Source organism: Mycobacterium persicum (assembly GCF_002086675.1).
GTDB lineage: Bacteria > Actinomycetota > Actinomycetes > Mycobacteriales > Mycobacteriaceae > Mycobacterium > Mycobacterium persicum.
The window spans coordinates 1-21,489 of the sequence record NZ_MVIF01000097.1 but is presented as its reverse complement, the minus strand read 5'-3'; the positions used below and the strand labels follow the sequence as shown (position 1 = coordinate 21,489).

Below are 21,489 nucleotides of genomic sequence, written 5' to 3'. Positions count from 1 at the left end.
GCCGGGGGGCGGCTGATCGGTCATGGGAGCAACCTTCCACTCAGGGTTCGCTTGAGGCGGCCTTACAGTACCTGAGGTCGGATGCCGTTGGGAGGCTGGGCGAAAGCCGCCGGCAGCGCCGTGTCGGGTGGCTATCCCCGCGGTCACTCAGCGTCGACCCGCGCCTTCGGACAGGAAACCCAGCAGGTCGTAGCGGGTAATCACGCCGACCGGTTTGCCTTCCTCCACCACCATCAACGCATCGCTGTCCCGCAACGCCTTTTCGGCCACGCTGACCAATTCGCCGGCCCCGATCAGCTTCAGCGGCGGGCTCATATGTTGTGACACGGCATCGGCCAGCTTGGCGCGGCCCTCGAAAACGGCCGACAGCAATTCGCGTTCGGATACGCTGCCGGCAACCTCGCCGGCCATCACCGGCGGCTCGGCGCCGACGACGGGCATCTGCGACACCCCGTACTCGCGAAGAATCCCGATCGCGTCGCGCACCGTCTCCGACGGATGGGTGTGCACCAGATCGGGCAACGCACCGGACTTGCGGCGCAACACATCACCGACGGTGGCTTCCTCGGTCGACCCGTCGAGACGGCTCCGCAAGAATCCGTAGGACGACATCCACGCGTCATTGAAGATCTTCGACATATAGCCGCGGCCGCCGTCGGGCAGCAGGACGACAACCAGCGCGTCGGGTCCGGCGGTTGCGGCAACTTTCAATGCCGCCACCACCGCCATCCCACACGACCCGCCCACCAGTAGCGCTTCCTCGCGGGCCAGCCGCCTGGTCATGTCGAACGAGTCGGCGTCTGACACCGCGATGATCTCGTCGGGAACCGAAGGGTCGTAGGCCGCCGGCCAGAAGTCCTCGCCGACCCCCTCGACCAGATAGGGGCGGCCGGTGCCGCCCGAATACACCGATCCCTCGGGGTCGGCGCCGATGATGCGCACCCGACCTCCGGACACCTCTTTGAGATAGCGGCCCGCGCCGGTGATCGTTCCGCCGGTGCCGATGCCGGCGACGAAATGGGTGACCTTGCCGTCGGTGTCGGCCCAGATTTCCGGCCCGGTGGTGGCGTAGTGGCTGGCCGGTCCTTCGGGGTTGGCGTACTGGTCGGGCTTCCAGGCGCCGTCGATTTCCCTGACCAACCGGTCGGAGACGCTGTAGTAGCTGTCCGGGTCGGCGGGCGGCACCGCCGTCGGGCACACGACTACCTCGGCGCCGTAGGCGCGCAACACATTTCGCTTGTCCTCACTGACCTTGTCGGGACAGACGAACACGCACCGGTACCCGCGGCGCTGAGCCACCAACGCCAGCCCGACCCCGGTGTTGCCGGAGGTGGGTTCGACGATGGTGCCGCCCGGTCTGAGCTGTCCGCTGGCCTCCGCGGCGTCGATCATCTTCACCGCGATCCGGTCCTTGGAACTGCCACCCGGGCTGAGATATTCGATCTTTGCCGCAACGGTCGCGGCCCCGCCCGGGACGACCGAGTTCAGACGGACCAGTGGTGTGCCGCCGATGAGGTCACTGATGTGCTGCGCGATCCGCATACGTTCATGGTCTCAGGCGGTTTGGGACCGCGTACATCCAGCTGCTAGCCGGTGGCTTCCCGGATGTACTCGCCGATCTGGCGCAGCGAGCGCACCGCCTCGGGCAGCAGCGGCGCTGCGACCTGGAAGTCGTGCACCTGGCCGGGCCAGACCCGAAGCTCGGCGGGCACGCCGGCCGCCGCCAGCTTGCGCGCGGCTAGCTGTGCATCGTGCAACAGCACCTCGGATCCGGACACGTGAATCAGCGTTCGCGGCAGGCCCGGCCGGATGTGCTCCAGTGGCTCGTAAAGCTCCTCGGGTTTGCCGTCGACAGCGTTGTTGGCGGCTGCGCTAGCAACCAATTCGCCGAGCGCATCGAAGGCCTTCGCCGGGAACATCGCATCGGTCTTGATGTTCGGGTGCGCTTGCTTGTTCTCCTTTGCCAGCTGTAGCAGTGGCGAGATCGCCACCAGAGCGGCCGGCTCCTCGTCCTCGTCCTGCAGCCGCTGCGCGAGCGCCAATGCGAGATAGCCGCCAGCGGAGTCGCCGGCCAGTACTATCTGCTCCGGGTCGTAACCTAACAGCCGCAGCCAACGGTAGCCGTCGTGACAGTCGTCGAGCGCCATCCCGATCGAGTGCTTGGGCATCAGCCGATAGTTGACGATCAGGACGGGCGAATCAGCAAACTGTGAGAGCAACTCGACGAGCCGTCCGTGCGAGTTTGCTCCACAGGTCAAGAACGCGCCGCCGTGCAGATACAGAACCACTCGCCGGGTGCCGTCCGCGGGCAGCACGCCGCGCGCCCGGACCAGTTGCGCCGACGCATTCGGCAAGCTCACTGAGGCCCTGACGGTTACTGGTGCCGGAAGCAGCATCTTGGCCGCGTGGTCGATCAGGCCCCATGGCCACGGCACATGCGGAACGTAGCTACCCACAGTGAGGACGGGCCGGATCGTCAGCCGCGACGTCAGCGTAGCAACTCGCGCAGCAATACTTGGGCCAGACTCGACGACCTCAACCGGAGCGCCGTCGCTGATGGCAAATCTACGTGCCTGTAGTCTACGTGCCTTGAGCACGTCGCGTGGGCGAATCGGATGTCTGGGGGAACCGGATACCCTGTTCGGTGCCGTCATGCTCAACACTTCCTACGCCGTTGTAGTCCGATACAGCATGTGACGAAAAGGTTGAGCGTCCGGTTCACCTGCGCCCCCGAGGCGGTCAGCCAACTCGTCCGACTTAGCTTGACAGCATATTCCCGAGCCAACGATCGTAGCGTCTGATTCGATATCACAATTGATCCGCACCGTAATTCACCTGTTTTGTCAGCTACCCGCGCAAACAGCGAAGCCGATCTAAACTGGTCTCGTGGGCATAAGCGTGCCGCGACGTTCGACTATCGCTTTGGCCACAGCAGGTGCACTTGCCTCGACGGGCACGGCTTATCTGGGCGCACGTAACTTGCTGGTCGGCCAGGCGACACACGTGCGCACGGTCATTCCCCGAGCCTGCGACATGCCGCCTCGTGCCGATGGCGTTTACACCCGCGGCGGCGGGCCGGTGCAACGGTGGCGCCGCGGAACACCGTTCGACCTGCACCTGATGATGTTCGGCGACTCGACGGCGTGCGGATACGGATGTACCAGCGGCGAGGAAGTCCCGGGGGTGCTGATCGCACGCAAACTCGCCGAGCAGACCGGCAAGCGGGTCCGGTTGAGCACCAAAGCCATCGTCGGCGCCACCTCGAAAGGCGTTAGCGGTCAAGTCGATGCGATGTTCGTGGCCGGACCGCCGCCGGACGCGGCGGTGATCATCATCGGCGCCAACGACGTCACGTCCCTCAACCGCATCGGAGAATCCGCCGAGCGGCTGGCCTCATCGGTGCGCAGACTGCGCGCCCGCGGCGCGGCCGTGGTCGTCGGCACCTGTCCCGACTTCGGCGTCATCACGGCCATCCCGCAGCCGCTGCGTTCCCTGGCACACACCCGTGCCACGCGGCTGGCCCGCGCCCAGACCGTCGCGGTCAAAGCTGCCGGTGGGGTGCCGGTGCCGTTGGCACACCTGCTCGCGCCCCAATTCCGGGCCGCTCCCGAAGGCATGTTCTCCGCCGACCGATACCACCCGTCGGCCACCGCCTACGCGTTGGCAGCCGACCAGCTGTTGCTCGCCCTGCGCGACGCGCTGGGCGGAAAGATCGCCCGCCCGGGGGGTGAGCTGCCATTCCGACCCGCTGCGCCGGCACGCGGGTGTGAGCCCACCCGAGGCAGCATCATGTCGCGGCTATGGCGGCGTCCGCTGCCGACCGTGCCCGCAGCCGTCGCCGCACCGGCCGGGGGCTGAGCTCGGCCGGGGTCGTCTAGCCCGCCAGCTCGGGGGTGGCCGCTTCGCGGGTCGCATCGTCGCCAGGCCCAACCCAATCGCCGGACTCCTCCTCGCCCCGCTTCGCGGGCCGCATCGTCGCCAAGCTAGATTTTGCTTCGCACACCCCAATGGAGGGAGTCCGTCATGCCGGAAGCCGTCATCGTCTCAACCGCCCGCTCGCCCATCGGCCGCGCCATGAAAGGCTCGCTGGTCACCATGCGGCCCGACGACCTGGCCGTGCAGATAGTGCGTGCCGCACTGGACAAGGTCCCCGCGCTGAACCCACACCAGATCGACGACCTGATCATGGGCTGTGGTCTACCCGGCGGCGAGTCGGGCTTCAACATCGCGCGCGTCGTCGCGGTTGCGCTCGGCTATGACTTCTTGCCGGGCACCACGGTCAACCGGTACTGCTCGTCGTCGTTGCAGACCACCCGAATGGCATTCCACGCGATCAAGGCCGGCGAAGGCGACGCATTCATCTCCGCGGGGGTGGAGACAGTTTCCCGGTTCGGCAAGGGCAACTCCGACTCCTGGCCGGACACCAAGAACCCGATCTTCGACGAGGCCCAGGAACGCTCCACTGCTGCGGCCGCCGGCGCCGACGAATGGCACGACCCCCGCGCCGACGGCAAGCTGCCCGACGTCTATATCGCGATGGGCCAGACCGCGGAAAACGTCGCAATCCTCACCGGCATCTCCCGCGAAGACCAGGACCACTGGGGTGTACGCAGCCAGAACCGCGCCGAGGAGGCGATCAAGAGCGGCTTCTTCCAGCGCGAGATCACCCCGGTCAGGCTCCCGGACGGCAGCACGGTCAGCGCTGACGACGGCCCCCGGGCCGGTACCACCTACGAGAAGGTGAGCGAGCTCAAACCGGTGTTCCGGCCCAACGGCACCGTGACCGCCGGGAACGCCTGCCCACTCAACGACGGCGCAGCGGCGGTGGTGATCACCAGCGACACCAAGGCCAAGGAGCTCGGTCTGACGCCCTTGGCACGCATCGTGTCCACCGGCGTCAGCGGTTTGTCCCCTGAGATCATGGGCCTCGGCCCGATCGAGGCCTGCAAGAAGGCACTCGAACGAGCTGGCATGTCCATCAACGACATTGACCTGGTCGAAATCAACGAAGCCTTCGCCGTGCAGGTGCTGGGATCGGCCCGCGAGCTGGGCATCGACGAGGACAAGCTGAACGTCTCGGGCGGAGCGATCGCCCTGGGACACCCGTTCGGCATGACCGGCGCACGCATCACCACCACCCTGCTGAACAACCTGCAGACCCACGACAAGGCATTCGGTCTGGAGACGATGTGCGTGGGCGGCGGCCAGGGCATGGCGATGGTGATCGAGCGGCTCAGTTAGCTGTTAGCGGAGCTCCGGCCAGCCGATCGAGCCAGCGTTTTGGCCGGGTCGAGTGTGCGTTCTGGGCGTTCACCGTGCGTCTGGGGTGAAGACACGCCGACCGGCGACGCCACCACCGCACACTCGACGCCACCACCGCACACAGCGCAGCAAAAAGCCGGCACGTACGTGCCGGCTTTTTGTCGCCCGATCTAATCGTTCTGCAGATAGCTGAGCAGGCGCAGGATCTCGATGTAAAGCCAGACCAGCGTGACGGTCAGGCCGAGGGCAATACCCCATGCCGCCTTATCCGGCGCTCCCGCGCGGATCATCTGGTCAGCCGCGTCGAAGTCGATCAGGAAGCTGAACGCCGCGATACCGATGCACACCAGCGAGAAGATGATGCCCAGCGGACCGGGGCTGCGCAGGCCCAAACCCTCGCCGCCGCCGACATGGAACATCGCCAGCACGAAGTTGCCGAGCATCAGGAATAGCACGCCGAACAGGGCAGCGACCACCATCCGGGTGAACTTGGGCGTCACCCGAATGGCCCCGGTCTTGTACACGATGAGCATGCCGAAGAACACGCCCAGAGTGCCCAGGACCGCTTCTCCGATGAGCATTCCGGCATTGGCCGAACCCACCGAGAAGTTGGCCATGACGAACGAGAAGGCTCCCAGGAACAGGCCTTCGAGTCCGGCGTAGGTGAGCACGATCGCCGGGTTGTCCTGTTTGCGACCGAAGGTGGCCACCAGCACCAGCGCCAACCCGCCGAGCGCGCCGATCAGGGTCAGCGGCATCGCAAGGTTGAGGTTCTGGGCGACCAGGAAGTAGGAGACCACGGCGCTGGCCGTCAGCGTGGCCAAGGTCAGGCCGGTCTTGGTGACGACGTCGTCAATGGTCAGCGGGCGCGCAGCCCGGGTTTCCTGGTAGGGAGCAGGGTAAGGGTCGGCCGGGTATCCCGGCTGGGCCAGGCCCGGACCGAATTGTGCGTATCCGCCCCTCTGCTTCGGCAGCGAACGAAATACCGGGTTACTTGTCTCCCGCACCGTCGGATCCTCTCTTGTGGCTCCACATATGACTACAGCTTCGGAAGCTTCGGACTTCAGCTTCGAGTTGTGCGAACACCTGCTCAACGATCAGTGGCCCGGCCGGGTTCCCAGCGGAGCTGCTGTTTTGTCGTCCGGCTCAAGATAAACCTTAGCCCCGCGGGCACCCCGGGGCGAGTCACGATCTAGATTGCTCGTCAAACTCATGGGCAGACTTGGGACGGATTCCTGCGATTGGAGACTAGGGCGTGACTGAGGCCGTGACGGGCGAATCCGACGAAGTTCTGACCCAGGTCGACGGTGGCGTCGGCTTGATTACCCTCAACCGCCCTAAGGCGATCAATTCGCTGAACCAGACGATGGTGGACCTGCTGAGCACGGTGCTCATTCGTTGGGAAGGCGACGACGAAGTCCGTGCCGTGGTGGTTTCGGGGGCCGGCGAACGCGGCTTGTGCGCGGGCGGCGACGTCGTCGCGGTCTACCACAGCGCCCGCAAGGACGGTGTCGAGGCGCGGCGGTTCTGGCGCGCCGAGTACTTGATGAACGGCCAGATCGGCCGGTTCTCCAAGCCGTACGTGGCGCTGATGGACGGCATCGTGATGGGCGGCGGCGTGGGCGTCAGCGCCCACGGCGACGTCAGGGTGGTCACCGACACTTCCAAGGTCGCGATGCCCGAGGTCGGCATCGGGTTCATCCCCGACGTGGGTGGGGTGTATCTGCTGTCCCGGGCGCCGGGCGCGCTGGGTTTGCACGCCGCGTTGACCGGAGCGTCGTTTTCCGGAGCCGACGCCATCGCGATGGGCTTTGCCGACCACTACGTGCCGCACGCCGACCTCGACGCGTTCCGCGCCGCGATCACCTCCGACGGCGTGGCGAGCGCACTTGCCCACTACACCGTCGACCCTCCACCCAGTGAGCTTGCCGCACAACGCGATTGGATCGACGAGTGCTACACCGGCGATACCGTCGCCGAGATCGTCGCCGAGCTGCGCGACCATGGTTCACAACCGGCTAACGACGCCGCCGAGCTGATCGCCACCCGCTCCCCCATCGCGCTGTCGGTGACGTTGGAGGCAGTTCGCCGCGCCGCCACCATGGAAACGCTGGAAGACGTTCTGCTCCAAGACTATCGGGTGTCGTCGGCATCGCTGCGCTCCCACGATCTGGTGGAAGGCATCCGCGCGCAACTGATCGACAAGGACCGCAAGCCGAAATGGTCGCCGTCGGCACTGGCCGAGATCACCAAGGCTGACGTGGCAGCGTATTTCGAGCCGGTCGATGACGACTTGAGCTTCTAGGAAGGCAATCCATGGGATACGAAACGATTCTGGTCGAGCGCGACGAGCGGGTCGGCACCATCACGCTGAACCGCCCGCAGGCGCTGAATGCGCTCAACAGCCGGGTGATGAACGAAGTAACCAGCGCGGCAACGGAATTGGACAACGATCCGGGCATTGGGGCGATCGTCATCACCGGCTCCGCCAAGGCGTTCGCAGCGGGGGCCGACATCAAGGAAATGGCCGGGTTGACGTTCGCCGACGCGTTTGACGCCGATTTCTTCGCCGCCTGGGGCAAACTCGCCGCCGTGCGTACTCCGACGATCGCTGCGGTGGCCGGATATGCGCTGGGCGGCGGCTGCGAGCTGGCCATGATGTGCGACCTACTGATCGCCGCCGATACCGCCAAGTTCGGCCAGCCGGAGATCAAGCTCGGTGTGCTGCCCGGTATGGGGGGCTCGCAGCGATTGACCCGGGCCATCGGCAAGGCCAAGGCCATGGATCTCATCCTGACCGGGCGCACCATCGATGCCGCCGAGGCCGAGCGCAGTGGCCTGGTTTCGCGGGTGGTGCCGGCCGATGACCTGCTGACCGAGGCCAGGGCCGTCGCCAGCACCATCTCGCAGCTGTCACGGTCAGCCACCCGGATGGCCAAAGAGGCCGTCAACCGAGCCTTCGAATCGACTCTGGCCGAGGGACTGCTCTACGAACGCCGGCTCTTCCATTCCACGTTCGCCACCGACGATCAATCGGAAGGCATGGCGGCCTTCATCGAGAAGCGGCTGCCTCATTTCACCCATCGATGAGCGAACCGCATTCTGCGACGAGCACCGACACCGGCCCGGAACCGAAAACCGCCGGCGCCGAGTCGTCCGCCGTCCCGGCCGCGAAAACGCCTGAGCCGCAAGCGGTTCGCAACGCGTGGTGGATACGCCACTACACCTTCACCGGCACCGCGCTCGGGTTGATTTTCCTGTGGTTCTCCATGACGCCGTCACTGCTGCCGCGCGGTCCGCTCTACCAGGGTCTGGTCAGCGGCATCTCGGGCGCCATCGGGTATGGCTTGGGCGTCTTCACGGTCTGGCTGGTCCGGTATATGCGCTCGCAGAATTTCAGCCCGCCACCACCGCGCTGGGTGTGGCTGCCGCTGATCGCGGTCGGCGCGGTCGGCATGGTCCTGATGGCGATCTGGTTCCACGTCTGGCAGGACGACGTGCGCGACCTGATGGGTGTCGAGCACCTGAAGTGGTACGACTACCCGCTGGCCGCGGCCGTATCGCTGATCGCGCTATTCACTCTTGTCGAGATCGGCCAGTTCATCCGGCGGCTGTTCGGTTTTCTGGTGGGGCAAGTCGACCGGATCGCGCCGTTCCGGGTATCGGCGACCATCGTGGTGGTCCTGCTGGTGGCGCTGACGATCACGCTGCTCAACGGTGTCGTGCTCAAGTTCGCGATGCGCTCCATGAACAGCACCTTTGCCTCCGTCAACGAGGAGATGAACCCCAACACGGCGCCGCCGAAGACGTCGCTGCGATCGGGCGGCCCGCAGTCACTGGTGACGTGGGACTCGCTGGGTCACCAGGGCCGCATCTTCGTCGAGGCCGGTCCCACCGTCGCCGAACTGACCAAGTTCAACGGAACCCCGGCGACCGAGCCGATCCGGGCCTACGCCGGCTTGGACTCGGCCAACGGAATTACGGAGACGGCCGAGCTGGCAGCGCGCGAATTGCAGCGCACCGGCGGTCTACAACGCACTGTCGTCGCCGTCGCGACCACCACCGGCACCGGCTGGATCAACGAGGCCGAAGCCGACGCGCTGGAGTACATCTACAACGGCAACACCGCGATCGTGAGCATGCAGTATTCGTACCTGCCGAGTTGGTTGTCGTTCCTGGTCGACAAGGAGAACGCCCGGCATGCCGGGCAGGCCCTGTTCGAGGCGGTCGACAAGTTGATCCGGCAGATGCCGGAATTCAAGCGTCCCAAGCTGGTGGTGTTCGGTGAGAGTCTCGGATCCTTCGGCGGCGAGGCGCCGTTCATGACTCTCGACAATGTCCTCGCCCGCACCGACGGCGCCTTGTTCAGCGGCCCGACCTTCAACAACACCATTTGGAATGACTTGACCTCTACCCGCGATCCCGGTTCACCGGAGTGGCTGCCGATTTATCACCACGGCGCCAATGTGCGGTTCGTGGCGCGCCCGAGTGATCTGCGACGTCCGGACGAGCCGTGGGGGCGGCCGCGCGTGGTCTATCTGCAGCACGCCTCGGATCCGATCGCGTGGTGGACGCCCGACCTGTTGTTCAAGAAGCCCGACTGGCTGCGCGAACCGCGCGGTTACGACGTGCTGCCGCAGACCCGCTGGATCCCGGTGGTGACGTTCCTGCAAGTCACCGCCGACATGGCGGTGGCAGTGGAGGTGCCGCCAGGACACGGGCACCACTACGTCGCCGATGCGGCCGACGCCTGGGCCGCGATACTGTCGCCACCCGGCTGGACGCAGCAGATGACCGAGCGCCTACGGCCGGTGCTGCACTCCGACGCCAAGCCGCTCGGCTCGTCAGGCTGAGCGGCCCCGCGGCTTCAAGTCGGCGAGCACGCCGGCGGCGGCCAGCGCGTGGTAGCCACCGATGACGTCGGTGGCGCGGTGCAGCCCGAGGTCCAGCAGCGCGGCCGCCGCCAGGCTGGAGGTGTAGCCCTCCGAGCACAGGATCACCCATTCGACGTCGTCGTCGACGGCATGCGGCAGGCGGGCGTCGCTGGTCGGGTCACACCGCCATTCCAGGACGTTGCGTTCGATCGCCAACGCACCCGGCACCTCCCCCTCAAACGCCCGCTGGGCCTGCGGGCGGATGTCGACGAGCACCGCACCGCGTCGCAACGCTTGGGGCAGCTCGGCGGCGGGCAGCCGCCGATACCGGCTACGCGCGGTGTCCAGTATCCGATCGATCCGGCTCATCACGACTTTTCGGGTTGGCCGGTCAACTCGGTGCGCCGGCGGCGCAGCGTATTGCGTTCGGTGACTTCGTAATACGACATCGCCGTCAGCGGCGGCGAATATGCGTGCACGCTCAACGTCGGCGGTATGGCAGCCGACAGTGGCTCGACGGCCGGCTGGGTAACGGGCACTTTCCGCGGCGCCCACACCACGTCGTGCACCCAGCCCAGCGGGAACCCGGCCTGATCGCCGGCATCGAGCCGGCGGCGTCGCAACCGCCGGCCGTCCCACCGGTATTCGTTGAGCGACCCGGACAGCACCGTCAGCGCCCCGATCGAACCGCCATGGTCGTGCAATTCGGTGGCGTGCCCGGCCACCCAGCTGATCAGCCAGATATCGAGGTCGTCGTCCCCGTGAACCCGGGCAAACCAGCGCTCCGTCTCGGGCAGGCCGCCCCGGGGCAGCAGGTGGTCATAGCGCCCGCTGAGCACGTCGTCGGCGACTTGGTCGGTGGCGTGCAACAGGTCGGGCACCCGCAGCCAGGTGGGCCCGGGGAACGGCGATGCAACGGCAGGTGAGGTGAGAAGTGGCATAGCCATGGAAGGGACTCCAATGTGCGAAAACGGATCGGGTTATCGGCGGCAGGTCAGGGCCGACAACACTCGAAAAATCCGACGCACTTCATCACGGCCGCCAGTGTTGCATAAATTGGCACCATGCGCGGATCGCGACCTCGGGGCCCGGCGTGCGCCTACCTGTGGGGGCCGCTGGTTGTCGCGGCGAGCGTGTCGGTTGTCACTGGCTGCTGGCACACCGGCGGCGATAGGACCGCGTCGTCGTCTTCGGCCAAGTCGTCGGCGCTATCACCAACCGCCCCGAGTTCGCTGCCGCCGGGTGTTGTCGGGGTCTCACCCACCGGCGTGACGACCCGGGTCGACGTGCCCGCCGAGTCGACCGAGGAGCAATACTTCCAGGCCTGCCATGCCGCCAAGGTGTGGATGCAGACCCAGCCCGTCACCGGCGAGGCCGTGATCGAGCCGTACCTGGCGATGGTGCAGGCCTCGCAATCCGGCGTTGCCGGCAGCTGGAACATCCGCTGGGCGGAACTGACCCCGGCGCGTCAGGCGGCGGTGATCGTGGCGGCGGTCGCGGCGGCCAACAACGAATGCGGGTAGCCATGTTCCAGCCGGTCGCGCAATTGCGATCACGGCTGCAAGAAACTGCCGACCGGTTCCGCGGGAGCCATGAAGGCCACGCAGAATGAAGGGATGACCGGGCCAGCAGCCGTGCGCGTGCGCGGATCGTCTCCGAGTCGCGTCGCGTTGGCGCTCGGTAGCGGCGGCGCCCGTGGTTACGCCCACATCGGGGTGATCCAGACGCTGCGGGAGCGCGGCTACGACATCGTCGGGATCGCCGGCTCCTCCATGGGGGCGCTGGTCGGCGGCCTGCACGCGGCCGGGCGGCTGGAGGAGTTCACCGACTGGGCGAAGTCGTTGACACAACGCACCATTCTGCGACTGCTGGACCCGTCCATTACCGCGGCCGGAGTGCTGCGGGCCGAGAAGATCCTGGACGCGGTGCGCGACATCCTCGGCCCGGTCACCATCGAACAGCTGCCGATCCCCTATACGGCGGTGGCGACGGACCTGTTGGCGGGCAAGTCGGTGTGGTTTCAGCGCGGACCTCTCGACGAGGCCATCCGCGCGTCGATCGCGATACCCGGGGTCATCGCCCCGCACGAACTCGATGGGCGCCTACTCGCCGACGGCGGCATCCTGGATCCGCTGCCGATCGCGCCGATCGCCGCGGTCAATGCCGACCTGACCATCGCGGTCAGCCTCAACGGCAGCGAAGCGGGGTTGCCACGCGGCTCCGAACCCGGGGTCACCGCCGAGTGGTTGAACCGGGTGGTCCGCAGCACCTCGGCGCTGTTGGACGTCACCGCCGCCCGGGCCCTACTCGACCGGCCGACGGCGCGCGCGGTGCTGAGCCGGTTCGGCGGGGGGTCCCAGGAACCGGATGCCTGGTCGGATGCCGACGAGGGCGAGGACGCCGACACCGCGGACACCGCACCCGAAGTCCCGAAAATGGGCGGCTTCGAGGTGATGAACCGAACCATCGACATCGCCCAGTCCGCGCTGGCACGCCACACGCTGGCGGCCTATCCCGCCGACCTGCTGATCGAGGTGCCGCGTGCGACCTGCCGAAGCCTGGAGTTCCACCGGGCCGTCGAGGTGATCGCCACGGGTCGGGCCCTGGCCGCGCGTGCCCTCGATGCGCTCGAAGCCGCCGACGAGCAACAGTCGGCCCCGCCGGCGATCGAGGGTTGAATCAGACACCCAGGAAGCGGGCGAGGGCCGCCGCTTCCCGACGGCCCTGTTCTCGCCCCGCCATGGCCGAAGCTGCGCGGCAACGCGGATCCAGCGGGTTGGGCCCGAACGCCGCCAGCGACTCCTCGTCGGCGAACACCGCGAATGCGCTGCCCGGGAAGGCCGCGATCTCGGCGGCCGGTCCCGGGCCGAACGGGGACGGCGTCTCCGCGCCGGACGGCACCAAGGCCACCGCCACCGCGCAGTCGTCGGCGACGCCGAGGTTGACCGAGCTGGCCACGCCGCCGTCCATGTAGCGGCGGCCCGCGATCGTCACCGGCGGCCAGGCTCCCGGCACCGCACAGCTGGCGGCCACCGCATCGACAAGGTCGACACCCGAGTGGCGGTCGAAGACCACCAATTCGCCTGTGGCGGTGTCGATTGCGGTAACACGCAGGTCCCGGTCCGGCCAGTGGTGAGCCGGTAGGCGTTGGGCGATCACCGCACGGCGAACCGGCTCGGGAACGGTATGCGTCGCCAGCGCCACGGCCCCGATCCGCTGCAGTGGCCCGCGCTCCCCCGGCTCCCGCAGGGCCTGCAGGAACAGCGCGGTGATGGCGTCGATGTCGACGCCGGGGTCGATCTCGGTCGACGTCTCGGCGAGCTGCAGATCGAACAGGTCTTCCAGGCGCCGACCGCTGCCGATCTGCGCCGCCACCGCCGATCCGGCCGATGTCCCCAGCAGTACGTCCGAATCCAGCAACAGCCGGGCCGCCGGCGGCGACTGCTCGGCGACGCCGCGCAGAACACCTGTCTCCCAAGCGATTCCGGCCAGGCCGCCGCCGGCCAGCACGAGCGCCCGTCTGCCTACCACCTCGGCCTACTCTGCCATCACCGACGAGCCAAGATCTGACCGCCGCAGCAGCCGACCGGGCGGATCCGGCAGCACCACATCGCGGGTCAGCTGCAGCGCGGCGTCGACATGGACCAACTCGCCCGGGCCGAGCAACGACCAACGCGGATCCTCGTCCATCGGCTCGGTGGCGAAAACCACCGACGGCCGAGTGCACAGGTGCGCCGACCACGCGCGAATTCGGTTGCTGCGCAGGTGAAATTCCGGACCGCATAACGACGGATCGCGCCGGTCCAGCAGATAGAGCTCATGAGAGTCCGGATAACGCAGCGCCCACATGTCGGTGGCGGTGCTGAGCAGCACGTTGACGGCGTAGATCGGCACGTTCGCGGCTAACCATTGCAAGGCGTCGACCAGGCCGGCTGACTGGTCGCCGCCGTGAGCGCGGATCGTGGCGGTGATCAACGCGAACACCCGCTCGGAATCGGTCTGGCCGAGCACCAGGTCCGCGGCGCCGAGTTCGCGGAGTCGTCCGTCGATCACGTCCAGGCCCTCGACCACGCCGTTGTGCGCGAACATCCGGCCGTCCTGCAAGAACGGGTGGGTGTTGCGGACGTCGCGCGAACCGGTCGTCGCGTAGCGCACGTGAGCGAGGAACGTCGTGCCGGACAGCTCGCGAGCCTCGGTCGCGAACGCGGTGTCATGCCAAGCCGCCATGGGCTCCTTGTGCAACTGCGGCCGACCGTGTTCGTCGAACACCCCCACCCCGGTGCCGTCGGGGTTTCTGCGGCTTTGCCTTGCCAGACTGTCCGGGGCGTCCAGCAACCAAAAAGTCGCCGTGGCAACCTCATTCCCGGCGTGCAGGCCAAAGAGTCGGCACATGGCCTCGACGTTACCCAATCTGAAGTCGCCGGCCCCGGCGCACTCGGCACGCACCGGCAGTCATGAGTGCCGCCGTCCGGTGTGGTCAAATACGGGCTAGCGCTCGGTGGCGTCCCGGTTGCCGGCGGCATATCAGGTGGGAGGCCACCCATGGCAGCTGCTGACCTCGTGATCCGCGGCGCGGTACTGACCGTCGATGACGCGCGACCGACCGCCGAAGCCCTCGCCGTCAACGACGGGCGGATCGTCGCGGTGGGCAACTGGTCGGATGTCGAGGGCTGGGTCGGCTCCGACACGCCGGTCGTCGACCTCGGATCGGGCTGTGTCATGCCGGGGCTGGTGGAGGCGCACGGGCATCCGCTGCTGGAGTCCATGGTGCTGTCGAACCGGATGGTCGACATCCGCCCGGTGACGGTCCGCGACGCGGGCGAGGTGGTCGGCGCGATTCGGCGGGAAGTCGCCGCACGAGGTGCGACGGGCGCGTACCTGTTCGGCTGGGATCCGCTGCTGCAACCAGGTCTCCCGGAAGCGACCCTGCACTGGCTCGACGATCTGGCCGCCGACACCCCGTTGGTCATCTTCCACAACTCCTGCCACAAGGCCTACTTCAACTCGACTGCCGCCAGACAGGCCGGGATCACCCGTGATACGCCAAACCCCAAGGGCGCCAAGTACGGTCGCGACGCCAACGGCGAGCTCGATGGCACCGCCGAGGAAACCGCAGCGTTGTTGCCACTGGTCGCCGGAGCGATCAACCCGGCCGACTACCCCGCCATGCTGCGCGCCGAGTGCGCGCGGCTGAATCAGGCGGGCCTGACGACGTGCTCGGAGATGGCGTTCGAGCCCACCTTTCGCCCGATGCTTGCCCAGTTGAACGACGCGGGTGAGCTGACCGTTCGGCTGCGCACCTACGAGATCTCCACCGCCGCGCTGACCACCGACATGACCCCTGACAACGGCGACGACATGGTGCGCCAGGTGGGCATCAAGATCTGGGTCGACGGCTCGCCGTGGATCGGCAACATCGACCTGTCGGCTCCTTATCTCGACACCGGCGCCAGCCGCGCCATGGGCATCGCGCCGGGTTCCTGCGGGCACGCCAACTACAGCCGCGAGCAGTTGACCGAGATCGTCGACGCCTACTTCCCGCTCGGCTGGCCGATGGCCTGTCACGTCATGGGTGACGCCGGAGTCGACACCATCCTCGACGTGTACGAGGAAGCATTGCGCAAGCATCCCCGAACCGACCACCGGCTACGGCTGGAACACGCCCCGATGCTGCGCCCGGACCAACTGCGCCGCGCCGCCGACCTCGGCGTCACCGCCAGCCTGTTCGTCGACCAGATCCACTACTGGGGCGACATCCTGGTCGACGGTCTTTTCGGGCCCGAGCGCGGATCACGTTGGGCGCCGGCCGGTTCCGCGGTGGCCGCCGGGCTGCGGATATCGCTGCACAATGATCCGCCGGTCACCCCCGAAGAACCGCTGCGCAACATCAGCGTCGCGGCCACCCGTGCCGCACCGAGCGGGCGGGTACTGGCGCCCGAGGAGCGGTTGACGGTCGAGCAGGCGATCCGCGCCCAGACGCTGGACGCGGCGTGGCAGTTGTTCGCCGACGACGTGATCGGTTCGCTGGAGGTCGGCAAGTACGCCGACATGGTCGTGTTGTCGCAGGACCCGCGGACGGTCGCTCCCGAGGAGATCGCCGATCTCGAGGTACGCGCGACGTTTCTCGCCGGCCGGCAGGTGTACGGCCCGACGCTGGGCTGAGGCCGCTCCGGCGCAGTAGCCGCGCGCCGCCGTTCAACCCACCAGTTGCTCGGCGAGTTTCTCCAACACGATGCGGGCGTAGCCCTTCCACATCCTGCCGAACGGCGGCAGCAGCGGTGCGCTGACGCCCGATTTGGGATGCAGGGTCCACTGCCAGGCGACCCTAGTTCCCGTCCCCGCCGGCGCAAAGCTCCACTTGCCTTCCACCAGGCTGACCAGCGGCGCCAACGGGCCTTTGATGTCGGTCAGCGTGTAGCTGAACGATCGCGGCGGATCGACGTTGGTCAGCGTCTCGCGCACCAGGCCGCCACCGACCATGGCGATGACACGGGTTTGGCCCGCCGCATCCCAATCGCCGCTTTGGTCCCGGACCTCTTTGATCGGCGGGATCACCCCATACCACCGAGAACAGATCACCGGCAGCGCTATCGGCAGCGTTCGATTGAAGGCGTCCTCGACGGTAACCGGGATTGCCCGCGATTGCTCGACTACGACAGAGCGTGTCAGTTGCCCATCCCCTTTATCTCGAAATCGACTTCCGGACAACTCTAACCGCGATATCGGGTACGGTGCCCCCCGGTGGTCATCGCGACAGATCCGGGGCCGCCCGGCCGGTGATCAACGGCAGGTCGAAGAAACCCTGGATACCCGCCGGGGCCGCGCAGGTCGCGGGGATCGCGTTGACGCAGTGCGCCGCGGTGGCGACGATGCCCGGGTTGCTCTGCAGCCCGGCCGCCACGCTGTCCGGCTGCCACCCCTTGACGGTGACGAAGGTGTCGGGATTACCCCGCACCTCGATCTCGTAGCGCTCTCCCTGCGGTCCGAAAGACCATGGCGGATCCAGGTTTTCGGACCCCATCAACCAGTTGACGGTGATCTCGACCACCACTTTGTCGCCGACGAGCGCTTCCCAGTGAAACCGGCGACCGGCAACCTGGCCCGGTTCGATGATCCCGATCGGCGAGTCTATCGGCGCGGTCGCAACGGCGACCTCCTGCGATGTGCGGATCTTGGAATCGGCGGCAAAGCCCAGACGGTCGACGCACAGCCGGACCGACTGCATGAATCCGCCGTCGAGCAGTTTCTGCATCGGCCCGGTCAGCGCGCTGTCCGGGGTGCCGCCGAACCCCATGACATAGCGCAGCACATCGGGTGCCCCGTAGCTTCGCAGATCCGAAAACTCTTCGGAGCGAACAAAAGTCACGCCGGTCGACATCACCGACAGCAGCAACGGAAACAGTTCGGTGGCCGCTCCGGGCCCGATACCGGCGCCATGCAGGGTCGCGTTGCCGGCCTGCGCGGCCACTTCGAGCGGCACGGCTTCCTTCTCGCTCGGGTAGAACCACCCGACCGGAGTGACGACGTTCTTGCCCGAGCGCAGCAACGCCGCGACCTCGTCGACGCTGGGCAGCAACGGCGCATAGACCACCGCGTCGGCATCGAGGGCCAGGATGTCGTCGACGCTGTTGGTGGCGACGACGCCCAGCGGTGCGGTGCCGATGATCTCACCGACGTCTTTGCCGTTCTTGGCCTCGGAATGCACCCAGCAGCCCGTTAATTCGAGTTCTGGATGCTCGAGCACACCCTTGATCGCGGCGACCCCCACCGACCCGGTTGCCCATTGAACGACCCGCAGACTCATGTCCTCGAACTCACCTTCCTCGCGAGCAGACACACAATCGCACGTTTTGCCGCGTGGCTATGCGATTCTATGACTGCTCGCGCACAGCGGGTGGCGGCCCGGGGCGCTCAGTTATGCACCTCGACAACGTCGTAGATGCCGTCGCCGTAGCGCGAGCGGATGGTTTTCTTGTCGTATTTGCCCACGCTGGTGCGCGGAATCTCGTCGGCGAACGCCCATCGTTCGGGCAGCCACCACCGAGCTACCTTGTCCGCCAAGAACTTCCGGAGATCCGCGGCGCTCACCTGGACCCCTTCACGGGTCACGACCACCGCCAGCGGCCGTTCCTGCCAACGCTCGTCGGGCACACCCACCACCGCGGCCTCGACCACCTCGGGATGCGCGATCAGACAGTTCTCCAGCTCGACCGACGAAATCCACTCGCCGCCGGACTTGATGACGTCCTTGGCCCGGTCGGTGAGCGTGATGAAGCCCTGCTCGTCGATGCGGCCGACGTCGCCGGTGCGCAACCACCCGGAGTCGAACTTCGACTCGTCATATCCCAGGTAATACGAGCCGGTGATCCACGGCCCGCGGACTTCTACCTCGCCCACGGCTTTGCCGTCATTGGGCAGCACCTGGCCATTGTCGTCGACGATCCTGGCCTCCACCCCGCACACCGGCTGGCCCTGCGTCGAGCGGATGGCCCAGTGCCGGTCCGGCGGGGTTCCCGGCGGCGGCCACGCCATGGTGGCCATCGGCGAGGTCTCGGTCATGCCCCACAGCTGGCGGATCTGGACGCCGTGCTTCTCTTCGAAGGTGCGCATCAGCGATTCCGGGACCGCTGAGCCGCCGCAGGCCACCAGGCGCAGCGACGACACGTCGTGGCCGGGGTCCTTCTCCAGGTGATGCATGACGTCGTTCCAGATGGTCGGCACCGCGCCGGCCAGGGTGGGCCGCAGGTTCTCGATCATGTGGATGAGCGATCGAGCGTCGAGATGCCGGTCGGGTAGCACCAAATCCGCGCCGGCCATCAGCGCCGCATACGGCAGGCCCCACGCGTTGGCGTGAAACATCGGCACGATCGGCAGCACCCGATCGCTGGAGCCCACTCCGATGCCGTTGGTACTGCACGTTGCCATGGTGTGCAGAAAGCTCGAACGGTGGCTGTAGACAACACCTTTGGGATTGCCGGTGGTGCCGCTGGTGTAGCACATCGCGGCCGCGGAATACTCGTCGAGCTGCGGCCAGTCGAATTCGGCCGACTCGCCGTCGATCACTTCGGCGTAGCGCAGCACGGTCTTGCCCGATTCCTCGAGCGGCGCGGTGTCGCCGTCCCCGACGGCGATCACGGTGTGCACGGTGTCGAGTGTGGACAGCACCGGGGCCAGCAGCTTGGCCAGGGAGAGGTCGACCAGGATGACCCGGTCTTCGGCCTCGTTGGCCACGTAGACAATCTGCTCGGCGAACAGCCGGATGTTCAGCGTGTGCAGCACCGCGCCCATCGACGGCACGGCGAGGTAGGCCACCAGATGTTCGGTGTTGTTCCACATGAAGGTGGCCACCCGCTGGTCCCCGGTAATCCCGAGGCGACGCAATCCGTTTGCCAGCTGGGCGGCGCGCTGCCCCACCTCGCGGTAGCTGGTGTGCCGATACCCATCGCCGGTGGCCGTCACGACCTCGCGTAGGCCGTGGACCCCGCAGCCGTGCCGCATGATCGCGGTGATGGTCAGCGGGAATTCCTGCATCGTGCTGTACATCGAGGTACCGCCTTACGGGTCACGGCGCAGCACCGCCTCATGTCTGGTCGGGCGAATGCTATCGCCGCGGGCAAGTCATGAGAACGGGTTCCCCCGAGAACCGCATTCAATGCCGGGCCGGAGCGTCCCGGCCGCGACCGTCAGGCCAGCGCCGCCTCGTACTGCAGCAGCTCGGGCATGATCCACTCGGTCGACGCCTCGTACTCGCGGGCGTCGCCGATGCCCGGGACGGTCGCGGCGACCGGCACCATGGTGATCGTGCCGGCGTAGTCGGCGATGTACAGGTGGCCGCCGTCCCGGCTCTCGATGACGCAGGACGGTTGCGCGACGCGGACGGTGCCGACGATGTCCTGGGTGAGCGTGTTGAGCACCGTGACCCGGTCCTCGCTCACCAGGTAGGCCCGATCACCGTCACCGCTCAGGGTCAGGCGGGTGACCAAACCACCGATCTGGTCGATCTTGCGGGTAGCGGTGACCTTGCGGGCATGGCTGTCGACGACGTCGACTACGGCGCCGAAGTCGGTTCCGCAACTGGCGACGTAGACGGTCGCGCCGTCGGGGCTCACCGCGACATCGCGAACCGCCGAACCGATGTCGACCGTGTCGACGACGCGCAGTTGCGGCTTACTGTTTTGGCCGCCGTGCGGGTTTCTGGGGTTCTTGCGGCGCCAGCGCGGGCGGCCGGCGGCGCCACGATCCGCGTCGCGCTATGCGCGGGTCGCGATGATGACCAGCTGGCCGCCGGAAGGACCGTTGATGCCGACGTAGAGCCGGCTTCCGTCGGCGCTGATCCGCACGCACTCGGCGGTGGCGCCCGGGGCGGTCGCGATGTCGATGGCCTCGACGGCGCCCGTGGCGGTGTCCAGGACAGCGACGTCGGCACCGCGGGCGCCGTTCCGGCTGGCGTAGACGTAGTTGCCGCCGGGGTCGACGGTGAGGTCGCTGACGCTGAGCGTCAGCGGGTGGGTGGCGGCAAGGGTGTTGGTGGACGCGTCGATGACGCCGATTGAGTCGTAGGCCGGCGACACGATGCTGACGTATGCCCGCTCCGCCGGCGCACTGCCGGTGGTGATGGCGAACGGCTCGTTGACGCCGGCGATGGTCTCCACCACCCGGCAGGTGTCGGTGTCGATGACCGACACGCTGTGGTCGCTGTAATTGGTCACCAGCAGCCGGCTGCCGTCGGGGCTCATGGCCATGGCGGCGATGGGGCCGTTGTTCACCCGGCACTCGACCGCGGCCGGCAAATCGGGTGTGGCGCCTGACCCGAAAAGCTGGACCTGTGCGTCATCTTGTTCATCCCAGCCGGGGTTTTGGCCGTTCACATCGCTCACGTTGGCACCGCCTTTGCTGTGTTGCGCGGGCTTCAGACATCGCGACTGCTCTGTGCGACCTGACCCCCCGCGATTAGCCGGACGCCAGCATCCGATGTGCTGTCCTTCCAGCGTCTTTGCGAGAGTCTAGCCGTTGAATTCCAGGCAAATAGGATTAAAATTCGCCATTGTTAACTATGTCACATCAGCGACTCAGCATACGCTCAGAATGCGAAAGTCGGCCATTTCATAACCACGCTGTCAGCAAACGAATCAAAGGTGATTTAACTGCGATTATATCTCGTTTAGCTACCGCATTGGGGATCGGCCAGAGGAGCGCTAGATAAGAAATTCTTATATTTGCGGCCGGGGAGAGGAAAAAGTCACACCGAATACCGGGTCAATGGCGGAGTCAGCTAGCCCGGATGTTTCGCGGGGTTGACGTGGCGGCCTGATCGGTTCGGATTGCGGTTTTCGATCTTGATTTTCGACGGTGG

General features: G+C 66.9%; 18 protein-coding genes and 1 pseudogene. 8 read left to right on the top strand and 11 right to left on the bottom strand.

Annotated elements, in window-relative coordinates:
• Positions 1 to 147 precede the first annotated feature (147 nt).
• Both BST40_RS22675 and BST40_RS22670 read right to left on the bottom strand, forming a co-directional pair.
• Positions 148 to 1,542 (bottom strand): cystathionine beta-synthase, encoded by a 1,395-nt coding sequence (locus BST40_RS22675; protein WP_075545758.1) that lies wholly within the window; start codon positions 1,540 to 1,542, stop codon positions 148 to 150.
• Between the two features lie 44 nt (positions 1,543 to 1,586).
• Positions 1,587 to 2,654 (bottom strand): alpha/beta hydrolase, encoded by a 1,068-nt coding sequence (locus tag BST40_RS22670; RefSeq protein ID WP_075545759.1) that lies wholly within the window; start codon positions 2,652 to 2,654, stop codon positions 1,587 to 1,589.
• A gap of 244 nt (positions 2,655 to 2,898) precedes the next feature.
• Between BST40_RS22670 and BST40_RS22665 the strand changes: the two genes are divergently transcribed.
• Together BST40_RS22665 and BST40_RS22660 are read left to right on the top strand one after the other, a co-directional pair.
• On the top strand, positions 2,899 to 3,858 hold the full coding sequence (locus BST40_RS22665) for an SGNH/GDSL hydrolase family protein (RefSeq protein ID WP_089025268.1): 960 nt from the start codon (positions 2,899 to 2,901) through the stop codon (positions 3,856 to 3,858).
• A 165-nt stretch (positions 3,859 to 4,023) separates the two neighbouring features.
• Positions 4,024 to 5,241, top strand: a complete 1,218-nt coding sequence (locus BST40_RS22660) for an acetyl-CoA C-acetyltransferase (protein WP_075545761.1) — start codon at positions 4,024 to 4,026, stop codon at positions 5,239 to 5,241.
• A 191-nt stretch (positions 5,242 to 5,432) separates the two neighbouring features.
• Here BST40_RS22660 and BST40_RS22655 read toward each other — a convergent pair whose 3' ends face one another.
• Entirely contained in the window at positions 5,433 to 6,269 is an 837-nt protein-coding gene (locus BST40_RS22655) for a Bax inhibitor-1/YccA family protein (protein ID WP_075545762.1), read from the bottom strand.
• A 260-nt stretch (positions 6,270 to 6,529) separates the two neighbouring features.
• Here BST40_RS22655 and BST40_RS22650 point away from each other — a divergent pair, with 260 nt between their 5' ends.
• The 3 genes from BST40_RS22650 to BST40_RS22640 are packed head-to-tail and all read left to right on the top strand — an operon-like array spanning position 6,530 to position 10,115.
• Entirely contained in the window at positions 6,530 to 7,567 is a 1,038-nt protein-coding gene (locus BST40_RS22650; RefSeq protein WP_075545763.1) for an enoyl-CoA hydratase/isomerase family protein, read from the top strand.
• 11 nt (positions 7,568 to 7,578) lie between these two features.
• On the top strand, positions 7,579 to 8,352 hold the full coding sequence (locus BST40_RS22645) for an enoyl-CoA hydratase (RefSeq protein ID WP_075545764.1): 774 nt from the start codon (positions 7,579 to 7,581) through the stop codon (positions 8,350 to 8,352).
• Complete coding sequence (locus BST40_RS22640; protein WP_075545765.1) at positions 8,349 to 10,115, top strand: alpha/beta hydrolase; 1,767 nt, start codon at positions 8,349 to 8,351, stop codon at positions 10,113 to 10,115. Before BST40_RS22645 ends, BST40_RS22640 begins: the two co-directional genes overlap by 4 nt.
• Here BST40_RS22640 and BST40_RS22635 read toward each other — a convergent pair.
• Together BST40_RS22635 and BST40_RS22630 are read right to left on the bottom strand one after the other, a co-directional pair.
• The gene (locus BST40_RS22635; RefSeq protein ID WP_075545766.1) at positions 10,107 to 10,505 is read right to left on the bottom strand and encodes a rhodanese-like domain-containing protein; all 399 of its coding nucleotides are present in this window, start codon (positions 10,503 to 10,505) and stop codon (positions 10,107 to 10,109) included. The genes BST40_RS22640 and BST40_RS22635 overlap by 9 nt on opposite strands.
• On the bottom strand, positions 10,505 to 11,083 hold the full coding sequence (locus tag BST40_RS22630; protein WP_082275262.1) for a cupin domain-containing protein: 579 nt from the start codon (positions 11,081 to 11,083) through the stop codon (positions 10,505 to 10,507). The genes BST40_RS22635 and BST40_RS22630 overlap by 1 nt, the downstream gene beginning before the upstream one ends.
• Before the next feature lie 117 nt (positions 11,084 to 11,200).
• On the opposite strand from BST40_RS22630, the gene BST40_RS22625 reads away from it, so the two are divergent.
• Together BST40_RS22625 and BST40_RS22620 are read left to right on the top strand one after the other, a co-directional pair.
• Positions 11,201 to 11,659, top strand: a complete 459-nt coding sequence (locus tag BST40_RS22625; RefSeq protein WP_075545768.1) for a lipoprotein LpqV — start codon at positions 11,201 to 11,203, stop codon at positions 11,657 to 11,659.
• 93 nt (positions 11,660 to 11,752) lie between these two features.
• Positions 11,753 to 12,814, top strand: a complete 1,062-nt coding sequence (locus tag BST40_RS22620) for a patatin family protein (RefSeq protein WP_083155723.1) — start codon at positions 11,753 to 11,755, stop codon at positions 12,812 to 12,814.
• Position 12,815: 1 nt separating this feature from the next.
• On the opposite strand, the gene BST40_RS22615 is transcribed toward BST40_RS22620, so the two are convergent.
• Together BST40_RS22615 and BST40_RS22610 are read right to left on the bottom strand one after the other, a co-directional pair.
• Positions 12,816 to 13,667, bottom strand: a complete 852-nt coding sequence (locus BST40_RS22615) for a patatin-like phospholipase family protein (RefSeq protein WP_075545769.1) — start codon at positions 13,665 to 13,667, stop codon at positions 12,816 to 12,818.
• Positions 13,668 to 13,673: 6 nt separating this feature from the next.
• Positions 13,674 to 14,528 (bottom strand): class II glutamine amidotransferase, encoded by an 855-nt coding sequence (locus BST40_RS22610; RefSeq protein ID WP_083155716.1) that lies wholly within the window; start codon positions 14,526 to 14,528, stop codon positions 13,674 to 13,676.
• A gap of 150 nt (positions 14,529 to 14,678) precedes the next feature.
• Here BST40_RS22610 and BST40_RS22605 point away from each other — a divergent pair, with 150 nt between their 5' ends.
• A complete protein-coding gene (locus BST40_RS22605; protein WP_075545770.1) occupies positions 14,679 to 16,298 on the top strand; it encodes an amidohydrolase in 1,620 nt (539 codons plus the stop codon).
• A gap of 33 nt (positions 16,299 to 16,331) precedes the next feature.
• Here the strand turns inward: BST40_RS22605 and BST40_RS22600 are convergent, their stop codons facing one another.
• The 4 genes and pseudogenes from BST40_RS22600 to BST40_RS32945 form a co-directional block, all read right to left on the bottom strand.
• Positions 16,332 to 16,805 (bottom strand): SRPBCC family protein, encoded by a 474-nt coding sequence (locus BST40_RS22600; protein WP_075545801.1) that lies wholly within the window; start codon positions 16,803 to 16,805, stop codon positions 16,332 to 16,334.
• Between the two features lie 76 nt (positions 16,806 to 16,881).
• Entirely contained in the window at positions 16,882 to 17,940 is a 1,059-nt protein-coding gene (locus tag BST40_RS22595; RefSeq protein WP_083155713.1) for an NAD(P)H-dependent amine dehydrogenase family protein, read from the bottom strand.
• A 107-nt stretch (positions 17,941 to 18,047) separates the two neighbouring features.
• Complete coding sequence (locus BST40_RS22590; protein ID WP_075545772.1) at positions 18,048 to 19,679, bottom strand: long-chain fatty acid--CoA ligase; 1,632 nt, start codon at positions 19,677 to 19,679, stop codon at positions 18,048 to 18,050.
• Positions 19,680 to 19,819: 140 nt separating this feature from the next.
• A pseudogene (locus BST40_RS32945) lies at positions 19,820 to 21,013 on the bottom strand (YncE family protein).
• Positions 21,014 to 21,489 lie beyond the last annotated feature (476 nt).

What these genes read in the sequence shown, in the direction of transcription:
- BST40_RS22660 (WP_075545761.1), top strand. Translation starts at nt 4,024, where the DNA reads ATGCCGGAAGCCGTCATCGTCTCAACCGCCCGCTCGCCCATCGGCCGC.
- BST40_RS22590 (WP_075545772.1), bottom strand. Translation starts at nt 19,679, where the DNA reads ATGTACAGCACGATGCAGGAATTCCCGCTGACCATCACCGCGATCATG.
- BST40_RS22610 (WP_083155716.1), bottom strand. Translation starts at nt 14,528, where the DNA reads ATGTGCCGACTCTTTGGCCTGCACGCCGGGAATGAGGTTGCCACGGCG.
- BST40_RS22675 (WP_075545758.1), bottom strand. Translation starts at nt 1,542, where the DNA reads ATGCGGATCGCGCAGCACATCAGTGACCTCATCGGCGGCACACCACTG.
- BST40_RS22595 (WP_083155713.1), bottom strand. Translation starts at nt 17,940, where the DNA reads ATGAGTCTGCGGGTCGTTCAATGGGCAACCGGGTCGGTGGGGGTCGCC.
- BST40_RS22605 (WP_075545770.1), top strand. Translation starts at nt 14,679, where the DNA reads ATGGCAGCTGCTGACCTCGTGATCCGCGGCGCGGTACTGACCGTCGAT.
- BST40_RS22670 (WP_075545759.1), bottom strand. Translation starts at nt 2,654, where the DNA reads ATGACGGCACCGAACAGGGTATCCGGTTCCCCCAGACATCCGATTCGC.
- BST40_RS22620 (WP_083155723.1), top strand. Translation starts at nt 11,753, where the DNA reads ATGACCGGGCCAGCAGCCGTGCGCGTGCGCGGATCGTCTCCGAGTCGC.
- BST40_RS22645 (WP_075545764.1), top strand. Translation starts at nt 7,579, where the DNA reads ATGGGATACGAAACGATTCTGGTCGAGCGCGACGAGCGGGTCGGCACC.
- BST40_RS22625 (WP_075545768.1), top strand. Translation starts at nt 11,201, where the DNA reads ATGCGCGGATCGCGACCTCGGGGCCCGGCGTGCGCCTACCTGTGGGGG.
- BST40_RS22640 (WP_075545765.1), top strand. Translation starts at nt 8,349, where the DNA reads ATGAGCGAACCGCATTCTGCGACGAGCACCGACACCGGCCCGGAACCG.
- BST40_RS22635 (WP_075545766.1), bottom strand. Translation starts at nt 10,505, where the DNA reads ATGAGCCGGATCGATCGGATACTGGACACCGCGCGTAGCCGGTATCGG.
- BST40_RS22630 (WP_082275262.1), bottom strand. Translation starts at nt 11,083, where the DNA reads ATGGCTATGCCACTTCTCACCTCACCTGCCGTTGCATCGCCGTTCCCC.